The 16,004-nt window shown below is 65.8% G+C and carries 14 protein-coding genes; 10 read left to right on the top strand and 4 right to left on the bottom strand.

Annotation, left to right across the window (positions count from 1 at the left end):
* Window positions 1–98: 98 nt before the first annotated feature.
* Complete coding sequence (locus CDN99_RS15565; RefSeq protein ID WP_193531723.1) at window positions 99–1,241, bottom strand: adenine nucleotide alpha hydrolase family protein; 1,143 nt, start codon at window positions 1,239–1,241, stop codon at window positions 99–101.
* A 375-nt stretch (window positions 1,242–1,616) separates the two neighbouring features.
* On the opposite strand from CDN99_RS15565, the gene CDN99_RS15560 reads away from it, so the two are divergent.
* The 5 genes from CDN99_RS15560 to CDN99_RS15540 all read left to right on the top strand — a co-directional run bounded on the left by CDN99_RS15560 (window position 1,617) and on the right by CDN99_RS15540 (window position 4,814).
* Window positions 1,617–2,075: an antirestriction protein gene (locus tag CDN99_RS15560; RefSeq protein WP_088385772.1), complete on the top strand. Its 459-nt coding sequence runs from the start codon at window positions 1,617–1,619 to the stop codon at window positions 2,073–2,075.
* 8 nt (window positions 2,076–2,083) lie between these two features.
* Window positions 2,084–2,302 (top strand): hypothetical protein, encoded by a 219-nt coding sequence (locus tag CDN99_RS15555; RefSeq protein WP_141100807.1) that lies wholly within the window; start codon window positions 2,084–2,086, stop codon window positions 2,300–2,302.
* Between the two features lie 90 nt (window positions 2,303–2,392).
* The gene (locus CDN99_RS15550; RefSeq protein ID WP_088385770.1) at window positions 2,393–2,977 is read left to right on the top strand and encodes a JAB domain-containing protein; all 585 of its coding nucleotides are present in this window, start codon (window positions 2,393–2,395) and stop codon (window positions 2,975–2,977) included.
* A gap of 52 nt (window positions 2,978–3,029) precedes the next feature.
* The gene (locus CDN99_RS15545) at window positions 3,030–3,500 is read left to right on the top strand and encodes a hypothetical protein (protein WP_088385769.1); all 471 of its coding nucleotides are present in this window, start codon (window positions 3,030–3,032) and stop codon (window positions 3,498–3,500) included.
* Window positions 3,501–3,740: 240 nt separating this feature from the next.
* Window positions 3,741–4,814 carry an NAD(P)-dependent alcohol dehydrogenase gene (locus CDN99_RS15540; RefSeq protein ID WP_088385768.1) on the top strand — a complete coding sequence of 358 codons (1,074 nt, stop codon included), beginning with the start codon at window positions 3,741–3,743 and terminating at the stop codon, window positions 4,812–4,814.
* Window positions 4,815–5,240: 426 nt separating this feature from the next.
* Here the strand turns inward: CDN99_RS15540 and CDN99_RS15535 are convergent, their stop codons facing one another.
* Together CDN99_RS15535 and CDN99_RS15530 are read right to left on the bottom strand one after the other, a co-directional pair.
* Window positions 5,241–6,806, bottom strand: a complete 1,566-nt coding sequence (locus CDN99_RS15535; RefSeq protein ID WP_088385767.1) for a methyl-accepting chemotaxis protein — start codon at window positions 6,804–6,806, stop codon at window positions 5,241–5,243.
* Between the two features lie 469 nt (window positions 6,807–7,275).
* Window positions 7,276–7,899: a TetR/AcrR family transcriptional regulator gene (locus CDN99_RS15530; RefSeq protein WP_088385766.1), complete on the bottom strand. Its 624-nt coding sequence runs from the start codon at window positions 7,897–7,899 to the stop codon at window positions 7,276–7,278.
* Between the two features lie 245 nt (window positions 7,900–8,144).
* Between CDN99_RS15530 and CDN99_RS15525 the strand changes: the two genes are divergently transcribed.
* Window positions 8,145–8,897: an SDR family NAD(P)-dependent oxidoreductase gene (locus CDN99_RS15525; RefSeq protein ID WP_088385765.1), complete on the top strand. Its 753-nt coding sequence runs from the start codon at window positions 8,145–8,147 to the stop codon at window positions 8,895–8,897.
* A gap of 89 nt (window positions 8,898–8,986) precedes the next feature.
* The gene (locus CDN99_RS15520) at window positions 8,987–9,979 is read left to right on the top strand and encodes an MBL fold metallo-hydrolase (protein WP_202820283.1); all 993 of its coding nucleotides are present in this window, start codon (window positions 8,987–8,989) and stop codon (window positions 9,977–9,979) included.
* A gap of 351 nt (window positions 9,980–10,330) precedes the next feature.
* On the opposite strand, the gene CDN99_RS15515 is transcribed toward CDN99_RS15520, so the two are convergent.
* Complete coding sequence (locus CDN99_RS15515) at window positions 10,331–12,601, bottom strand: coiled-coil domain-containing protein (protein ID WP_088385763.1); 2,271 nt, start codon at window positions 12,599–12,601, stop codon at window positions 10,331–10,333.
* 224 nt (window positions 12,602–12,825) lie between these two features.
* Here CDN99_RS15515 and CDN99_RS15510 point away from each other — a divergent pair, with 224 nt between their 5' ends.
* From CDN99_RS15510 to CDN99_RS15500, 3 genes are read left to right on the top strand one after another with little or no spacing between them, the layout of a single operon-like run.
* Window positions 12,826–13,077, top strand: coding sequence for a hypothetical protein (locus CDN99_RS15510; protein ID WP_162296490.1), 252 nt, complete (start codon window positions 12,826–12,828; stop codon window positions 13,075–13,077).
* A gap of 6 nt (window positions 13,078–13,083) precedes the next feature.
* Window positions 13,084–14,274 (top strand): tyrosine-type recombinase/integrase, encoded by a 1,191-nt coding sequence (locus CDN99_RS15505; RefSeq protein ID WP_088385761.1) that lies wholly within the window; start codon window positions 13,084–13,086, stop codon window positions 14,272–14,274.
* A complete protein-coding gene (locus CDN99_RS15500; RefSeq protein ID WP_141100806.1) occupies window positions 14,271–16,004 on the top strand; it encodes a site-specific integrase in 1,734 nt (577 codons plus the stop codon). The genes CDN99_RS15505 and CDN99_RS15500 overlap by 4 nt, the downstream gene beginning before the upstream one ends.

Below are 16,004 nucleotides of genomic sequence, written 5' to 3'. Positions count from 1 at the left end.
GCCTCCTGTGGATTGCGCCTGTCGGGGCACGAATGCATGCTCCCGCCTCCTCTCCCGCGTTCAAGCCCGGCGCCCGGAGGTCGGGTGTGCCGGTAGGATCAATCCGCAAACAGGTCCACCGCACGCACATCGCAAGCCACAGGCTCGCGACCGAGCGAGGCCCCCGTGTCCGGTGCAGCAGAAGCGCAGCGGACGTCTAGCGCGTTGTCGCCGCCATCGCGCATGGCCTCCGCGACGGCCAGGAAACGCGCGCGGCTGGCCGCGTCGCGCCGGACCTGGAAGAGTTCGTCGGTGACGCCATTGACCCGGGCCCATTGGTTCCACGCGAAGCTGCGCCCCAGGCCGACCGTGGTCGTCGTGCTCGGGAAGCGATCCGCGGTCCTGACCAGCGCCTCCCAACTCGCCCCGAACTCCACCTCGTCGAACCGGCTGTGGCGCCCGGTCAGGGCGCGGTACTCAAGCCGCAGCGCCTGTTCCAGCAAGTCGGGATGGTGCGCGGCCAACCACCAGAGTTCCCAGGCCTTGCTGGCCGGGCAGAAGAAGCAGGCCGACTTGACCGGCACCATGTGGGCACCCAGCGCCAGCGCGATGGCGCGCACGCAATCGGCACGGTCCCAGCCGATCAATTGCAGTGGATAGAGGTAGTCGAAGTCGGCGTCGGCACCACGAGTCGTCTGCGAGCGGCGCATGTCGGCCTTGCCACAGTCGTAGCCGATGAGCTTCACGATGCGCTCGCCACCCGCTTGCGCGCGCAGCCACAGGGCATGCGGTGGCCGTGCCGCCGGCCCGCGCGCCACGCCTTTCAGGAACTGGTCCTGGCAGGCCGTCTTCCACTTGATCGAGCAGGATTTGAGTCCGAACGCGAGCGAGGGCAAGGTCTCGTTGGCCCAGCAGTTGCCGTAGAGGTCCGCATAGGGCGTCGAAGGCAGCGTGAGTTTGCGGCAGGTGTGGATCAGCGGCCAGCGCCAGCGCGCGAGCAACTCATTGATGCGCTGCACATGGTTCAGCGTCTCCGGCTTCTCTCCGCCGGTGTCCGCGAACGTGATGACGTCGGGTCGCAACCCAGCCGCCCGCAGCGCCACCAGCAACGCCGTCGAATCGACGCCGGCCCCGAAGCACAGCGCGACCAGCCGTCCGAGCAGCACGGCACGCAGGTGGCGCGTTTGATCTGCCGGGAGGATGGTGCGCCATGCATCGTCCTGCGCAGCCGGGGAGTCCTCGGCAGAGGTGGCCTCAAACATGATGGCCTGATCCTCAACGCCACGGGCGGCACATCAACCCGGTTCGGATTCATCGCGAGCACCCGCACAGATGATCGTGCGACACCGGCCCGGCAGGCTTGTGCCTCACGAGGGTGCCGCGCCATACTGGTTCCGTTCCTTGGCCCCCACAGGGCCGGCCTCGCAACCCGAGGTCACCGCAGCCCACAGCTGCGGCGTTAGCGGTCGAGACCCGCACCTGATCCGGCTCTCCCCGAGCCTCACGAGCCCGTTTCCACGGCCATCAGGCCGCGCATTCGGCTGACATCCCACGCAGGCGCCGCCTGCTTCCACCTCCCCGAGCTCGGGTCTCCCGAGCCGGGAGAGCCGTGCTCATGCGCTTGAAAGGAAAGCGACATGACCCACGATCAAAGCAGCCTCACTCTGGACGCTCCCGACCGCGCCGAAGACACCGCGCCGGTGATCACCGCCAGCGTCGTGCCTGACGCCAAACGCATGCAGTTCCTGCCCTCACAGTTCGGCCTCGTCGGCATGCTGCGCGTCGAGATGAGCATCTACGCGTGGATGCAGAACCTGTGCCCCGCCTACAACGGCGGCCACTGGAACTTCATCGAGCTGTCCAACGGCGGCGGCTACATGGTCCCGACCTGTGCGGAGTCCTTCGACCTCAGCGTCGACGGCAACGGCTTCGAAGGCCGCGTGTCGGCCGACGCCGCCGGCCTCATCGCCACCACGTTCGCGCTCAACGCGCTGATCTGGCAGGGCCTGGACCGATTGACCGACAAGTACAAGCAACTGATCGAGTTCATCTCCCACCATCCCGAGCAGGCGGCGATCCGCCACGCGATCGACTAGGTGTGGTCATGGCCACCGATCGGCTGACTCGCTTGCTGAGGCTGCTGGCCGGCCTGCGCCGTCGCTCGACGGAAGAGCTTCTTCCCATCCTGCGTGAACGTCGACATCCGCCGCTGCTGCGTGTCGCGGCGCTGCGTTGGCTGGTGCACCTCGCCCCGCTGGACGTCACGCAAGGCCGCTCCTACGCGGCTCGACGCCGTCTCGTGCGCCGCCACTACGGCGTCTAGGCAGCACATCTGCTGGCGAGGCTCGCCTCGCCGTCCTTCTCCCACAGAGCCACCGCCCCGCGGGCGGTGCACCTTTCCACGGAGTTCACCATGAACCTCACCCTGCTCGACCGCGCCCAGTTGGAGGCGATGGTCCTGGAACCATCGATCGTCGAGACCGAACCGCTGCGCTGCTCGGAGAGCCTCGCGACCGACATCCTTCCGCCCGCGGCCGACGGCCGCTCGGTGCGCCTGCGCCATGTGCTGGCTGCGGCGCACGAACTGCTCGTCCGCGTGGCCTCTCAGGCCATCCAGGGACGCTGCCTGCTGGGCTCGCCCAATCTAGTCAAAGACTTCCTGAAGGTCCATTTCGCCGGCGCGGAGCGCGAGACCTTCGTGGTCCTTTTCCTCGATGCGCACCTGCGCGTGATTGCCGTCGAGGAGATGTTCACGGGCACGCTGACACAGACCTCGGTGTACCCGAGGGAAGTCCTCAAGCGCGCCCTGGCCCACAACGCCGCGCATGTGATCTGTGCGCATTCGCACCCCTCCGGCGACGCGCAGCCATCGCGCGCGGATGAGCACCTGACCCAGTCGCTGAAGAGCGCCCTGGCCTGCATCGACGTGCGCCTGATGGATCACCTGGTGGTGGCCGGATCGGCGTGCGTGTCCTTTGCGGAAACGGGGCTGCTCTGAGCCCCTTGATGACTGTCGGGGTGGCACCGCCGCCCCGACTCTGGAGACCCGTATGAACTACATCGAACTGGGGCCCGTGCCCGCAGAGGAAAGCTGCGCGCAAGTCGGCGCGCCCGACTACGAGCGCAACGCACGGCGCGAGTGTGGCGTCTTCCGACGCATGCTGGAGCGGTTGTTCCCCGTCCCCGAGGATGTCGACGCTCGCTTCACCGTGCGCCAGTATCCGCACGACTTCGGCAGCTACTTCGAGGTCTGCGTCGCCTACGGTGCCCCGCGCGGGGGATTCATCAACACGGCGCCGTCGGACTTCGCGTTCCGCGTCGAATCGGAGACCCCCTCGCACTGGGATGCGATCGCGCAGTACGAGCTCGCCTGGTATGAACGTCGCGATGCCTACATCGCAGCCGTGAGCGATCAACGCATGACGCCGGGTGAGGTACCGGCCCACTACGCGGCCGGCACCCCGCCGCGCTTGCCTGTGCAGGCGAAGTTCCACGAACTGCTTGCCGCATATCCGCTGTGAGCGACTGGCACAGGCCGACACTCCGGGCTGTGCCAGCCCTTTCTCCACGCCCCGTTCGCGGGGCCACCCGACAGCTTCCCCCGAACCGCCTCGATGGCGGGGGTTGTCGCGTGGCTCAGGAGCCTCATTGCCCGCGCTGGACATGATCTCGATCAAGTCTGGTGTCCGCCGTTCTACGAAGATGCCTCCCAGGCCGACCCCTCATGGTCCGCGCCGTATCGTGGACCAAAGGAGGACGCCATGCCAACGATGAAGGCCGCCGTATTCGTGGAGCCCGGCAGGATCGAACTGCGCGAGAAGCCCATCCCCGACGTCGGCCCGCTGGATGCGCTGGTGCGCGTGACCACCACGACCATCTGCGGCACCGATGTGCACATCCTCAAGGGCGAATACCCGGTCGCACGCGGCCTGACCATCGGGCACGAGCCCGTCGGCGTGATCGAGCGGCTCGGTTCGGCCGTGCAGGGTTACAGCGAAGGGCAGCGCGTGATCGCCGGCGCCATCACGCCGAGTGGCTGGAGCAACGCCTGCCTGTGCGGAGCCTGCTCTCAGGATGGGGCGGGCACCCTCCACGGCTGGAAGCCGATGGGAGGCTGGCGCTTCGGCAACACTATCGACGGCTGTCAGGCCGAGTACGTGCTGGTGCCGGACGCGATGGCCAATCTGGCGCCCGTCCCGGATGCGCTCACCGACGAACAGGTGCTCATGTGCCCGGACATCATGTCCACCGGGTTCAGCGGCGCGGAGCGTGCCGGCATTCGGATCGGCGACGTCGTGGCGGTGTTCGCGCAGGGGCCGATCGGGTTGTGTGCTACCGCCGGCGCGAAGCTGAGCGGCGCGAGCGTCGTGATCGGCGTCGACCGCCTGGCCGGAAGGCTGCAGATCGCCGGAAAGCTGGGCGCCGACCATGTGGTCGACATCAGCCGCGTCGATCCTGTGGAAGAGATCCTGCGCCTGACGGACGGCCGCGGCGTCGACGTCGCCATCGAGGCCCTGGGCACCCAGCAGACGTTCGAGGCCGCGCTGCGCGTGCTGCGGCCAGGCGGCACGCTCTCCAGCCTCGGCGTGTACTCCACGGACCTGAAGATTCCGCTGGGGGCCTTCGCTGCGGGCCTCGGCGACCACAAGATCATCACGACGCTCTGTCCAGGCGGCAAGGAGCGGATGCGGCGGCTGATGTCGGTGATAGAGACCGGCCGCGTCGACCTCGGTGCGATGGTGACCCATCGCTTCAAGCTGGACGACATCGGCGCTGCCTACGACCTGTTCGCGAACCAGCGCGATGGCGTGCTGAAGGTCGCGATCTCGCCATAAGGGCCGGCAGGTTCGCCCGCGAACTAGAAGAAGTTGACGGCTCCGGCACTGCGCTGCTTGATGACGCCCTTGTTCATAAGGTCCTCCCATGGGCAGACTCGATTACGTCCTGTCCGGCAGTACCGAAGGATCCGCGCCGCTGAAGCCACCGCTGATGGGCAGGCGGAGGCGGCAAACTAACCGCCTTCTCCTCCTTCACGGCGACGTTAGGCACAGCTTCCTAAGCAAAGAAGAGGTAAGCAGATAGCCCTAAAAAGCTGTCGTCCACGATGAGAAAGGTTGCGACATGGGTGAGGCGCCAGCGCGGCCTGCAATTTCCCATAAATCAACCATATGCGGCTTTTTCCATCCCGTCTTCCAGCCTCGCCAAGGTACAAACATTGCACAGTCGAGCCCGCTGCGGCACTCCGCGCGAAAAGCAGTTGATCAATCGAGTTTGAACACGGCTACGGCTTCAACCAACTGACCCGCCTGCACCTTCAGACTCTCCGCCGCTGCAGCGCTTTCTTCGACGAGTGCGGCATTTTGCTGGGTCACCTGATCCATTTGGTTCACGGCTTGTCCCACTTGCGCGATGCCGCTGCTTTGCTCGGCGCTTGCCGAGGCAATCTCAGCGACAACGCCGTTCACGCGGCGTATCGCTTCGACAATCTCGGTCATCGTACTGCCGGCCCGGTCCACCAGGGCCGTGCCCTGTTCGACCTGCGTGACGCTGCGCGTGATCAGTTGCTTGATCTCCTTGGCCGCCTCTGCGCTGCGCTGGGCGAGAGTGCGTACCTCTCCGGCAACTACCGCGAAGCCCCGCCCCTGTTCACCCGCCCGTGCCGCCTCAACCGCCGCGTTGAGCGCAAGGATGTTGGTCTGGAACGCGATGCCGTCGATCACGCCGATGATGTCCGAGATGCGCTTACTGCTGTCGTTGATCTCACGCATGGTCTCCACCACCTGCGAGACCACTTCACCACCCTGGAGCGCCACGTTGCTCGCACCGGCGGCCAGTTGATTGGCTTCGGCGGCGTTGTCGGCGTTGTTGCGGACTGTCGAGGTCAGTTCGTCCATCGTCGCTGCCGTTTGCTGCAGCGCGCTGGCCTGCTCCTCGGTTCGCTGACTCAGGTCGGCATTGCCGGTGGCAATCTGCTGCGATCCGGTGGCGATGGAGTCCGATGAGCCGCGAACCTTGGCGACGATATCTGACAGGCTGCCTTGCATCTCGCTTAGCGATGCCAGAACGCTGCCCGCGGGCGCTTGCGCAGCGCCATGCACCGGGCCAAGGTGGCCACTGGCAACGCGCTGTGCCGCCGCACCCAACTCGGCCGGCTCGGCTCCGAGTGCGCGCAGCAAGCTTCGGGTGATCACGACACCGGCGCACACCGCCGCGATGACAGAGGCGAAGCAAATGCCCAGCAGGAGGTTGCGCTGCCTGTGGTAGTCGGCTTCCGACTCACTCACCAATTCGGCAGAGTGAGCACGCGTGTATTCAGCATAGTCGTCAGAGGCCTTGACAAGCTTCGCCAACAGCGGCCGGCACTCGCTGTTGATCTTTGCGATGCTCTCTTCTCGCTTGCCTTCCAGGGCCAGGTCCACGATCGACTTGGCGACCGGGCCGTACTCCGTTTCCACCCGACTGATGGCTTCGACCCGATCACGCGCGCCCTTCGAGACACCTGGCGCCTTGATCATTTCGTTGAGACGCGTCAGGCGCGATCGCACACCTTCGGCCGCGTCCAAGGCCGCCGTCTTCGCCGCTTCGCGTTCTTGATCAGTACCGGACAGTGCAAGATCGCGCGCAGAGATCGCCCGCTTGTCGACGGCTGTCCGCACTTCGTTGGCGAGAAGCAGCCGGGCATTGATACCCTCGACAAAATCCCGGAAGCGGTCGTCAGCTTGCCCGATCGACCGAAGTGACAGCACTGCCACACATGCGGTGATGAGAGCCAGCACGGAGAACGTGCCACCAAGCTTTGCGCGCACGGACAGCTTCTCGAAACTCATGGGATCTCCAAACGGCTGCAGGTCAAGCGTCGCGCCGGCAATGTCTCGTAGGGTTCGACTTGGCCTACGCGGGCATGGACGCACCTCATGACGCCTCTGCCCTTTCCCACGCATATCGACCAGCGGACCGGCGTCCTTGAGTCGTGGACACGCGCGATCACACCCGAGAAATGCCAACAATGTCCGCGAACTGTAACAACTATGGTCGACGCCAGAGGCAGCCCCATGCAAAGGACCGTCCTCCTCGAAGGCAACTTGGCTGAAGCTGCGGCCGACACACACTATGCCCCGGGCGCGAGGGCGAGCCCACCGTCTGTAGGTCTTGGGGGACAAGCGCAGAGCGGATACTCGTAGGCAATAAAAACACGAACCGCGAGAGCGCAAGCATGCCCAGCCACGATGCGGTAGAGCAGATCGTCACCAAATCACATCGCTCATGCCCGTGGAGATGCCTTTGCGGGCACCAGCGTCACTTCGTCTTTGATCGTGCAGCCCGCGGCACGACGCCATAGCGCAAGCCGTCGAGAAACAGCGCCACTAGCCTCCTGGCCTCGGGTGGGTGCGGACAGTCGAGTGGCGCGCACAGAGCACCAACGGCGCACAGCAGTTCGTCGGGTTTGATCCCTTTGCGAATTTCACCCGCTGCGGTCGCTCCGTCGAGCAGGCTCTGAACGGCAGGACGGAGGCGGTCCAGGAAATACGCCGGCAACCCCTCCAGGGCAGGATCGGTCGAAGTCAGGGCGCCGGCCAGGCCGCGCCGCGTCGTCACGAACGCAACATAGCGTTCGACCCATTCGACCAGCGCCTCACCGCCGCCAAGCTTGGCGGCGAGTTCCGCCGCACCGTTCGCACAGGCGTCCACCTCACTGCGCAACGCGGCAACGATGAGATCCGCCCTTCGTGGAAAGTGGCGATAGATCGTGCCGACTCCCACCCCGGCCCTCTCGGCAATCTCACGTACCGGAGCATCGACCCCGGACGAGTCGAAAACCGCAAGCGCGGTCTGCAGCAGCGTGTCGATGTTGCGTTGCGCGTCGGCGCGCAACGCGCGCGGTGCACTCTCGCTCGTGGACTTGCCTGTGTTGCTGGTCAATTCATTTCCCTCTGTCCGATTCCAGACGCCCCGTCCTCGGCCCTCGCAGCTAACAACCTGTGTCGCCCGCTCGGCTAGCCGACAGGTTCTTCAACCGCTTGTTCGACACGGTGCGCAGCACCACGCCGCAAATCAAGCCTTGTCAAACGGAACAATGCTCCGTATAGTGCAAAAAACGGATCGACGTTCCGGTTCTATTCTAGTCCGCCCGCCTCGGTTCTGACCACCACTTCTTAGGAACAACCATGGACAGCACTCCCGTCGCACTCATCACAGGCGCAACCCAGGGCATCGGTCACCAGATCGCCAGGGAACTGGCGTCGCAAGGCTTCAAGGTCCTCGTCGGCGCGAGAAACCTGGACGCGGGCGTGGCCGCGGCTTGGGCGATCGGGGGTGCAGCCCAGGCCATCCAACTCGATGTGACCGACCAGGCCTCCATCCTCGCGGCATCCCAGCAGATCCAAGAGACGCTGGGACGCCTCGATGTCCTCGTCAACAACGCCGGGATTGGGCATCCGGCCCCCCCGGGGACGCCGCTGGAAGAAATGCGGGAGTCCGGCAAGATGATCCGAATCTCCATCGACGACATGCGCGTCGTGTTCGACACCAATGTCTTTGGCGTAGTTGCCGTCACGCGCGCGATGCTCCCGCTGCTGAGCAAGTCCCCGGCGGGACGCATCGTCAACGTTTCGAGTTCAGGCGGCTCCCTCACGTTGAAGGACAACCCGGCGAGCTACTCGCGAAGCTACGTCGGTGTCTATCAGGTCTCGAAAACCGCACTCAATGCGATTACGCAAGCCTTCGCCATCGAGTTGGAAGGAACCAACATCAAGGTCAATGCAGTCTGTCCGGGATTCACGGCGACTGCCTCGACGAGATTTGCGGAGGGGGCGGCATCGGTCGAGAAAGCAGCGCGGGAGCCGGTGCGGCTGGCTCTTCTGGATGCCGACGGCCCCACGGGCACGTTCTCGAATGCGGCGGGTCCCCTGCCCTGGTGAGAGAACTAGCGCATCACCACAGAACAGCACTGTACGCGTGTTCAGCCGCCGCAGGCGCTTCGCGACGGTTCACGCGCGACAGCGTCACGTTGACAACGACCGGCCATGGTCGGATCGTCATCTCCAACAGCAATCAACAAGGCTTCATCATGCTCAGAAAAGCGATCCTCACACTGTTCATCGGCACGCTTGCTGCGTGTTCGCAAACAACCCACGAAACGGCACCCGCCCGGCTTGGAAAGGCGGTCAGTTCCTCGACGATGGAAGCGCTGATCGATCAGCCCGGACCGATCGAGGTTCAGACGGTCGCCAGCGCGGACTACGTCGCCGATCTCTCCGGGTTGATCAACCTGAAAGATCCAAAGGCCGAACAGGCCGGGCTCAAAGATCACGAAGAGCCCATCCTGATCTACACGCACCTCGTGCGGCATCCCTCGCAGGGTCTGTTCATGATAGACACCGGCGTTTCCAAGCAGTTCCTCGCGGATCCCAAGAGCCTGGGTGTCGGATTTGTCGTTCGGCATTTCGCGAAGCTTGACAAGATGGTGGTCCGGACGGACGCCTTGTCGGCGCTCCAGTCAGGGGGGACGCCCCTGAACGGGGTCTTTCTGACCCATCTCCATCTCGACCACATTTCCGGGATGCCGGACATCCCGAAGAATGTTCCGTTTTTCACCGGGCCCGGCGAAGCCGCGGAGTCGAAGGCAGAGAACTACTTCGTCCAGGGCATGGAGGATCGCTTCTTTGAGGGGAGACCGGCCATTCAGGAGTTCCAGTTCACCAAAGACGCGGACGGGAAGTTTGACGGCGTGATCGATGTCTTCGGCGACGGCTCATTGTTTGCAATTTTGACCCCGGGGCATACCGCGGGCCACGTCTCCTACCTCGCGCGCACGCCGACAGGCCCGGTGCTCCTTACTGGCGATGCTTGCCACACGCGCTGGGGCTGGGAACATGGTGTCGAACCGGGAAGCTTTACCTTCGACCGCGAGTCGGAGAAGCGGAGCCTGCTCGCGTTGAAGGCCTTGAGCGAGCGCCACCCGAAGATGCTCGTCAGGCTGGGCCATCAGTCGTTGAACTGACGAGAGGCGATCAATCGAACATTCTGAGTGCACCTTGCTCGTCATGCCGGAGGCAAGGCTATCGACTCTCACCCGCGCGTCCGCGCCCGTGGACCGGTGCGGGCAGCGGGTAGCGCGCTCGATCACGTCGCGGATGGGCTCGCTCAAGCGGCCCTGACAGCTGCGTAGGGCCTGCGACTTCTGGTAGGTGTCGCACCAACGGTCTGGTGGACTTAACAGCGGCCCCGTCGCCTCACGCTGCGCCTGTTCAATCTGATCCGAGGTCTGCCGCAAGATTGCCTGGGAGGCTTGCTGACAACACGCAGTATTGGAACCACGCTCGGCCCGGCCCGCCGCGCACCGGCCGGCGACTCATGCCTCCGCTGCGACCTCCCGAGCCAGTGCATCGAGGTCGATCACGCAATCGGCCATCGCGGTGAGTTCCGGCGTCTGCGACACGTAGAACTCGCGCGCGTACTGGCCCAGACGCAGGACCTCGCGCTTCATGTCCATGAACATTCGCTTGTGGTCCGGATCGAGCGGACCGTCGGCCTCGTCGCAGAACAGCGTGCCGAATTGCCGTCCGGTGTTGCTGGACAGGTACAGCGCGATGGCGCGGGTCAGGCACTCGTTGATCCAGACCCGCTCGCCGCCGCTGACCAGCTTGAGGCTCTTGGATTCGCCGCGCATGCCGTCATGCACGACGATGTCGAAGTCCTCGCGCAATTCGCCCTTGGCTGTCGCTGTCTGCGTGATGACCTCCAGCGTGAAGCGCGGGCCGTAGCAGGCCAGCAGCAGGTCATTGGCCAGGGCCGAGAACGTCGGACCGGCGTCGTCGATGTCCAGGGCCACGACGCCGTCGTTGCTCAGGCACTTGGCCAGCAGCGTCCACACCGAGAGTTCGCGCTCCACCGTCGCCGAACGCCGATCCATGCAATCCTGCTGCTCGCGCAACGCGTCGGTCTGCCGGCCTAGCGCCAGCCACTGCTCGTGCTGGCGCACCGCCGAGAGTTCGGCTCCCTCGGCGTCGCGCAACCGCTCGGCCGCCACCGTGCTTGCCTGGCGAGCCTGCGCGAGCCGGCCCTGGTCGAATGGGGCTGGCAAGGCCTGCTCCTGCAAGGCCAGCGCGGACAGCGACTGGTCAAGGGCCACCTGCAGGCGTTCCCGCTCCTCGGTCATCCGCCGCTGCGAAGCGTCCTGCTCTGCCCGTTCGGCCGCCTCCTCTTCGGTCTCGGCCGCGGCATCCATCGGCAGCCCGTTCAGTTCCTCTTCAACGGCGACCAGGGCCGATTGCGCCTGCTGTACCTCCGCCGCTGCTGCGACCAGCGCTGCCAGAGCACGCTGGCGTGCCTGGGCCGCCTCCAGCGCGACTTCGCAGCGGTTGCGCCGTTCACAGGCGGCCCCGAAGGTGTCCAGCTCGGCGCCCAGCGCAGCCAGTTCCTGCTGCGCCTGTTGTTTTCGCTGCCCGATCGCGGCAAGTTGCGCCTCGACGGACGGCACCAGGGCCTGCGCCTCGCGCGCATCCCCGAGCAGTTGGCAGCGCCCCTGCAGGTCGGTGCCGCTGCAGGGCACGCGGTCGACAAGGCCGAAGCGCCGTGACAGGTCGGCCTGCCGAACGGCCAGTTGCCCGGCTTCGCGGTCCATGGCCTCCACGCCTTGCCGCAGCAGGACTTGTCGGGCCCGCTGCGCCTCCAGCCGCACGACTTCGGCCTGCGCGGCGGCCACGCGTTCAGCACGCGCCTCTGCCACCTCTTCTGCGACTGGCAGGCGGTGGACGGCCCACTGCACGCGCGCCCATCGGGCGGCCACCTGACGAAGCAGCTTCACCTGGCCCTCCAGGCGCTGCAGTCGCGCTGCGTGCTCGCGGCCACGGCCGGCAACGCGCTGCCGCAGCACCGCCCGGCGCTGCTCCAAGCGCGATGCTTCCGCGTCGAGTCGCCCAGCGGCGGCAGCGTGTTCCCGCGTCAACTGCGTGCGGCTGGTCTGCAGTTCGACACGTCGGGCTTCGGTGGCCGATGCGGCCTGCGCCTCGCCGGCCAGCAAGGCGACTGAGGACTTCGCCGCAGTATCCGCCTCCGCTGCCCGTTGCTTGGCGAGTCTCGCGGCTTCGACCTGCGCAGGCAGCCCGCGCCCAGCATCGACCTGCCGAGCGAGCGTCGCCAGCGCTTCGACGGCCTGGGCTTGCTCCTGCCGGATCACCCCGAGCCCGCTCTTCAGCAGCTTCGCCACTTCGGCTGCACGACCGCCCTGAGCACGGACCTCGTCCAACCCGAGCAAGTCGGCCAGCAGGGTCTTGATCTCTCCGTTCTTGTACGCCGACAGAGGACGCTTCCCCTGAGCGGAGAAGACGGACGCGAAGAAGGTCTCAGCCGGTCCCAGGATCTCGGTCACAGCACGCTCGTAGGTGTCGACCTTGCCGTCCACCGGCGTGCCGTCTGCCAGCGCCACGGGCTTCCATGCCCCCGCCACGGATACGAACAGGAACGCTTCGGTCTTGCGCTTGCCGTTGACTCGGAAGACGAGTTGCGTCTTGTAGCGCACGCCGCGATGCGACCAGACCAGTTCCTTCTGGCTCTCCGGCAGGTAAACGTGGTCGTAGTAGCTGAAGGCACCGAGCCCATCGGCACCGGCACGCGAAGGCATCACGAGGTAGGGATGTTAGGTTGCATTCGCGCGTGTCAACGCGATTGCCTCCTGAGCCATCACTGCCTAAAGTGACCACAGCCCGAGCAGCCCCAGCCTCTTTCAGAGGCGAGTAGCCCGGCGCGTCCCGCGTTTTCAGCAACTCCCATGAAGGGGTTCGCGGCATGGTTGCGCGCCGATCACGCAGATCGTTCAGTGCCTCAACGTTGACACGGCTTCGTCAGATGCCGGCCAGCGACGCGCTCGCGCTGCTGGCCGATCACGTCAAGCCCGACCCGACGTATCAGCCGCTCAAGGCCCAGCACAGCCTCCGCTGGCATGCCAGTACCGCGCGCGGTGAGTTCGAGATCCTGACCACCGGCGTCAAGTGGTACGACACGCGCGCTCGCGCCGGCGGTGGCGGCGCCATCGACTTGGCGATGCACCTGCTCGACATGTCGTTCGTGGAGGCGGTCAAGCATCTGACCGCGAGGTAGAGCGCGATGGTGACGATCCTTCGCAAGGCCTCATTGCCGAATCCCGCCGACGTTGCCACGCGCTTTGCGCCGACGGCGGCGAAGGCGTTGACGATTTCGCTTCGCGAGCCGCGTCCCACCGGGTTCCCGCTTCTCTTCACCAAGCATTGGCAACTGATCGAACCGGCAGTCGCCTACCTGCACGAGCACTCGATCCAGCGCGCGCACACCCCGGACACGCTCCGAACCTACGCCGAGATTCTCTACGACTGGTTCGAGACGCTCGAGCAAAACGATATCGCGTGGAACAGCGCGGACGCCGTCGACCTGGTCGCCTATCGCAATCGCATGATGACGCAGCCGAGCTCGCATACCGGCCGCCCCTACTGCACCACGACGATCAACCACCGAGTCCGCGGCGTCCTCAGGTTCTATGCCTGGGCTGTCCGGACGCACTGGCTGAGCGAGTCGTCACTGGTCGACAAGGCTGGTGACTTCGGCGTCGCGAGACGTCACCGTTCGACTCGCACGCGGTATGCACCGGACGGGGCCCGCAACCTGTTCGTACTGCGGCAGCACGAACCGCTGCCTCGGCCGCTCATCTCCGAGCAGGCCCGCGAGTTGCTCGCGACCCTCTCCCCACCGTACGACCTGATGGCGCGCTGGCAGCTGTACACCGGCCTGCGAGTCAGCGAACTGCTGCGCCTCAGCGTCACCGACATCGGCGAGCAACCTCCCCCGGCCGCCGCTCACCACACCATCGAGATTCTGCGCAAGGGCCGCAAGCCCGGCTACGTCATTGCACCTGCGAGCCTGATCGACGAGACCAACGGATACCGTTCCGGGCTCCGTCGGGCCTGGCTTCGCCGAGCACGCCGCAACGGACGAACGATCGACAGCTCACCACTGTTCATCAACGCCCGCGGCGCTCCGGCGGGCAAGAACGCCTACCAGCGCACCGTCAGTTCGGCCGGACAGGCTTGCGGTTTCAAGGCGACCACGCATCTGCTGCGCGCGACCTTCGCATGCATGCTGCTGGCACGGCTCGAACATCTGGCCAACGAGGGCGCCAACGTCAACCCGCTGGTCGTCGTCAAGATGCTGCTCGGCCACGAGCACGTCGAGACCACGGACCGGTACCTGCGCGCCATCGCCGTCGACGCCTGCGTGCTCAAGGGCGTCCTGGACACGCTGCTGTCGGGGGCGCAAGAACCATGACCTCCCGGCACGAAGTGGCTGTGCGGCGGTTCACCTCCGAGTTGGCTGCCGCTCCGGCCGAAGTCCAGCGGCCGGTGTGCCACGATGCCCCTCGCCTGATTCGCAAGACGCTCGTCGACTTCTCTTCGTTGAATCTGCCCGAGGACGCGCGCGCTGCAATCGCCCAAGCGTTTTGGGCCCACGTTGGAGCCCGCTCGAGCCGCGGCATCGTCTCCTACTGGAATTCGATGCTGGTCTTCGAGCGGTTCGCCGCCGAGTCCGGCGCCGTCAGGTCGGTTGCGGACCTGAATCGAACGACGGTCGTGCGCTACATCGAGTGGCTCAACATGCAGAGACGCCCCGACGGCGAACCATGGGCGATCTCCACGCGAGCGTCGATCTACTCGTGCTTGCGCCAACTGCTGCGCTGGCTCGAGCGGTGTCGCCCCGACCTCGTCGGCAGCATCGACTACCCCTTCATCCCGTTTCCCGGCAAGGGCCGCGACAGGCCGCCGCGCGCAACGCTGTCGCCGCAGCAACTGCGCGCCATCCTGCGTGCCTGCGAAGAGGACATCGCCGCGATGCGCGCAGCTCGCGAGTCGGCCGCCAGGCTGCGCGCGTCCGAAGGCGACAAGCCCGGCACGCTCGGCTGGGCACTCACGCAGATCGAGGAACGCTTCGGCGGCATCATTCCCGATCGCTACACCATCGAGCGCAAGGGCAACTTCTGGCTTCAGCAAGCCGTGCGTCGATACGGCGGCGCCAAGCAGCTGGGTCTCTACCTGTACCCCCGAGCGGAGACGCTGCTGCCCTACTACCTGGCCATCCTGATTCATACCGCCGGCAACCCGGAGGCTATCGCCGATCTCACGCGCGATTGCCTTCAGCCGCTGCCCCTGCTCGACGACCGCGAACTGCTCGTTTGGTTCAAGGCGCGCGCATCGCGCATCCAGCGCCGGACTTTCGACAGCACACAGGCCTTCGAGCCGCCGGCACTCGTCAGAGACCTCCTGGCCTGGAACGAGCGGCTGGTGCCTCTGGCGCCGGCCGCGCAGCGCAATCGACTCTTCGTCTTCAAAGGCCACGTCACGGTCAACGCCCTGTCGATCATCACGGTCCATCACCGGCTCGGACCGTTCTGCAGGCGCCACGGATTGCCGCCATTCGCGCCAGCGCTCATTCGTCCGAGCGTGCTGGCCTGCTTCTATCGCTTCAGTGGCGACCTGTTGCGCACCAAGGCCGTCGCCAACCACGTGAACGTCGCCACGACCGTCCACTACGTACAGACTCCCTTGGTGCAGGCCCGCAATCGCTCGCGCATCGCGGATCTTCAGGGCGCATTCCTGCGGCATGTCGAGACGCCATTGCCTCCAACCCCGCCGGCGACATCGTCCAAGCCGCCATCCCCGCGCGGGCCGGCGGTCACGATGTTCGGCTTCGACTGCAAGGATCCGCTCTCAGGCACCGCGCCCGGATCGAGGAGCGGCGCGCTCTGCACGCACTTCATGGGCTGTTTCACCTGCCCCAACGCGATCATCCCCTGCGACCCCGCCACCATTGCCCGACTGCTGCAGGCACGCGATCACCTGCGCGCGGCCGCTGTGGTGCTGCACCCGGCGCGGTGGGAGGCCGTCTACGCTCCGCCGCTGCGCATTCTCGAGGAAGACATCCTCCCTCGCTTCGGTGCGAACGACCTCGCGGCCGGTGAAGCGCAGCGGCCACTCCTGCCGCCATTGCCGGAGCTGCGTTGA

Source organism: Roseateles aquatilis (genome assembly GCF_002205645.1).
GTDB lineage: Bacteria > Pseudomonadota > Gammaproteobacteria > Burkholderiales > Burkholderiaceae_C > Roseateles > Roseateles aquatilis.
The sequence above is the reverse complement of the archived record's forward strand: the minus strand, read 5'-3'. Positions and strand labels throughout refer to the sequence as shown.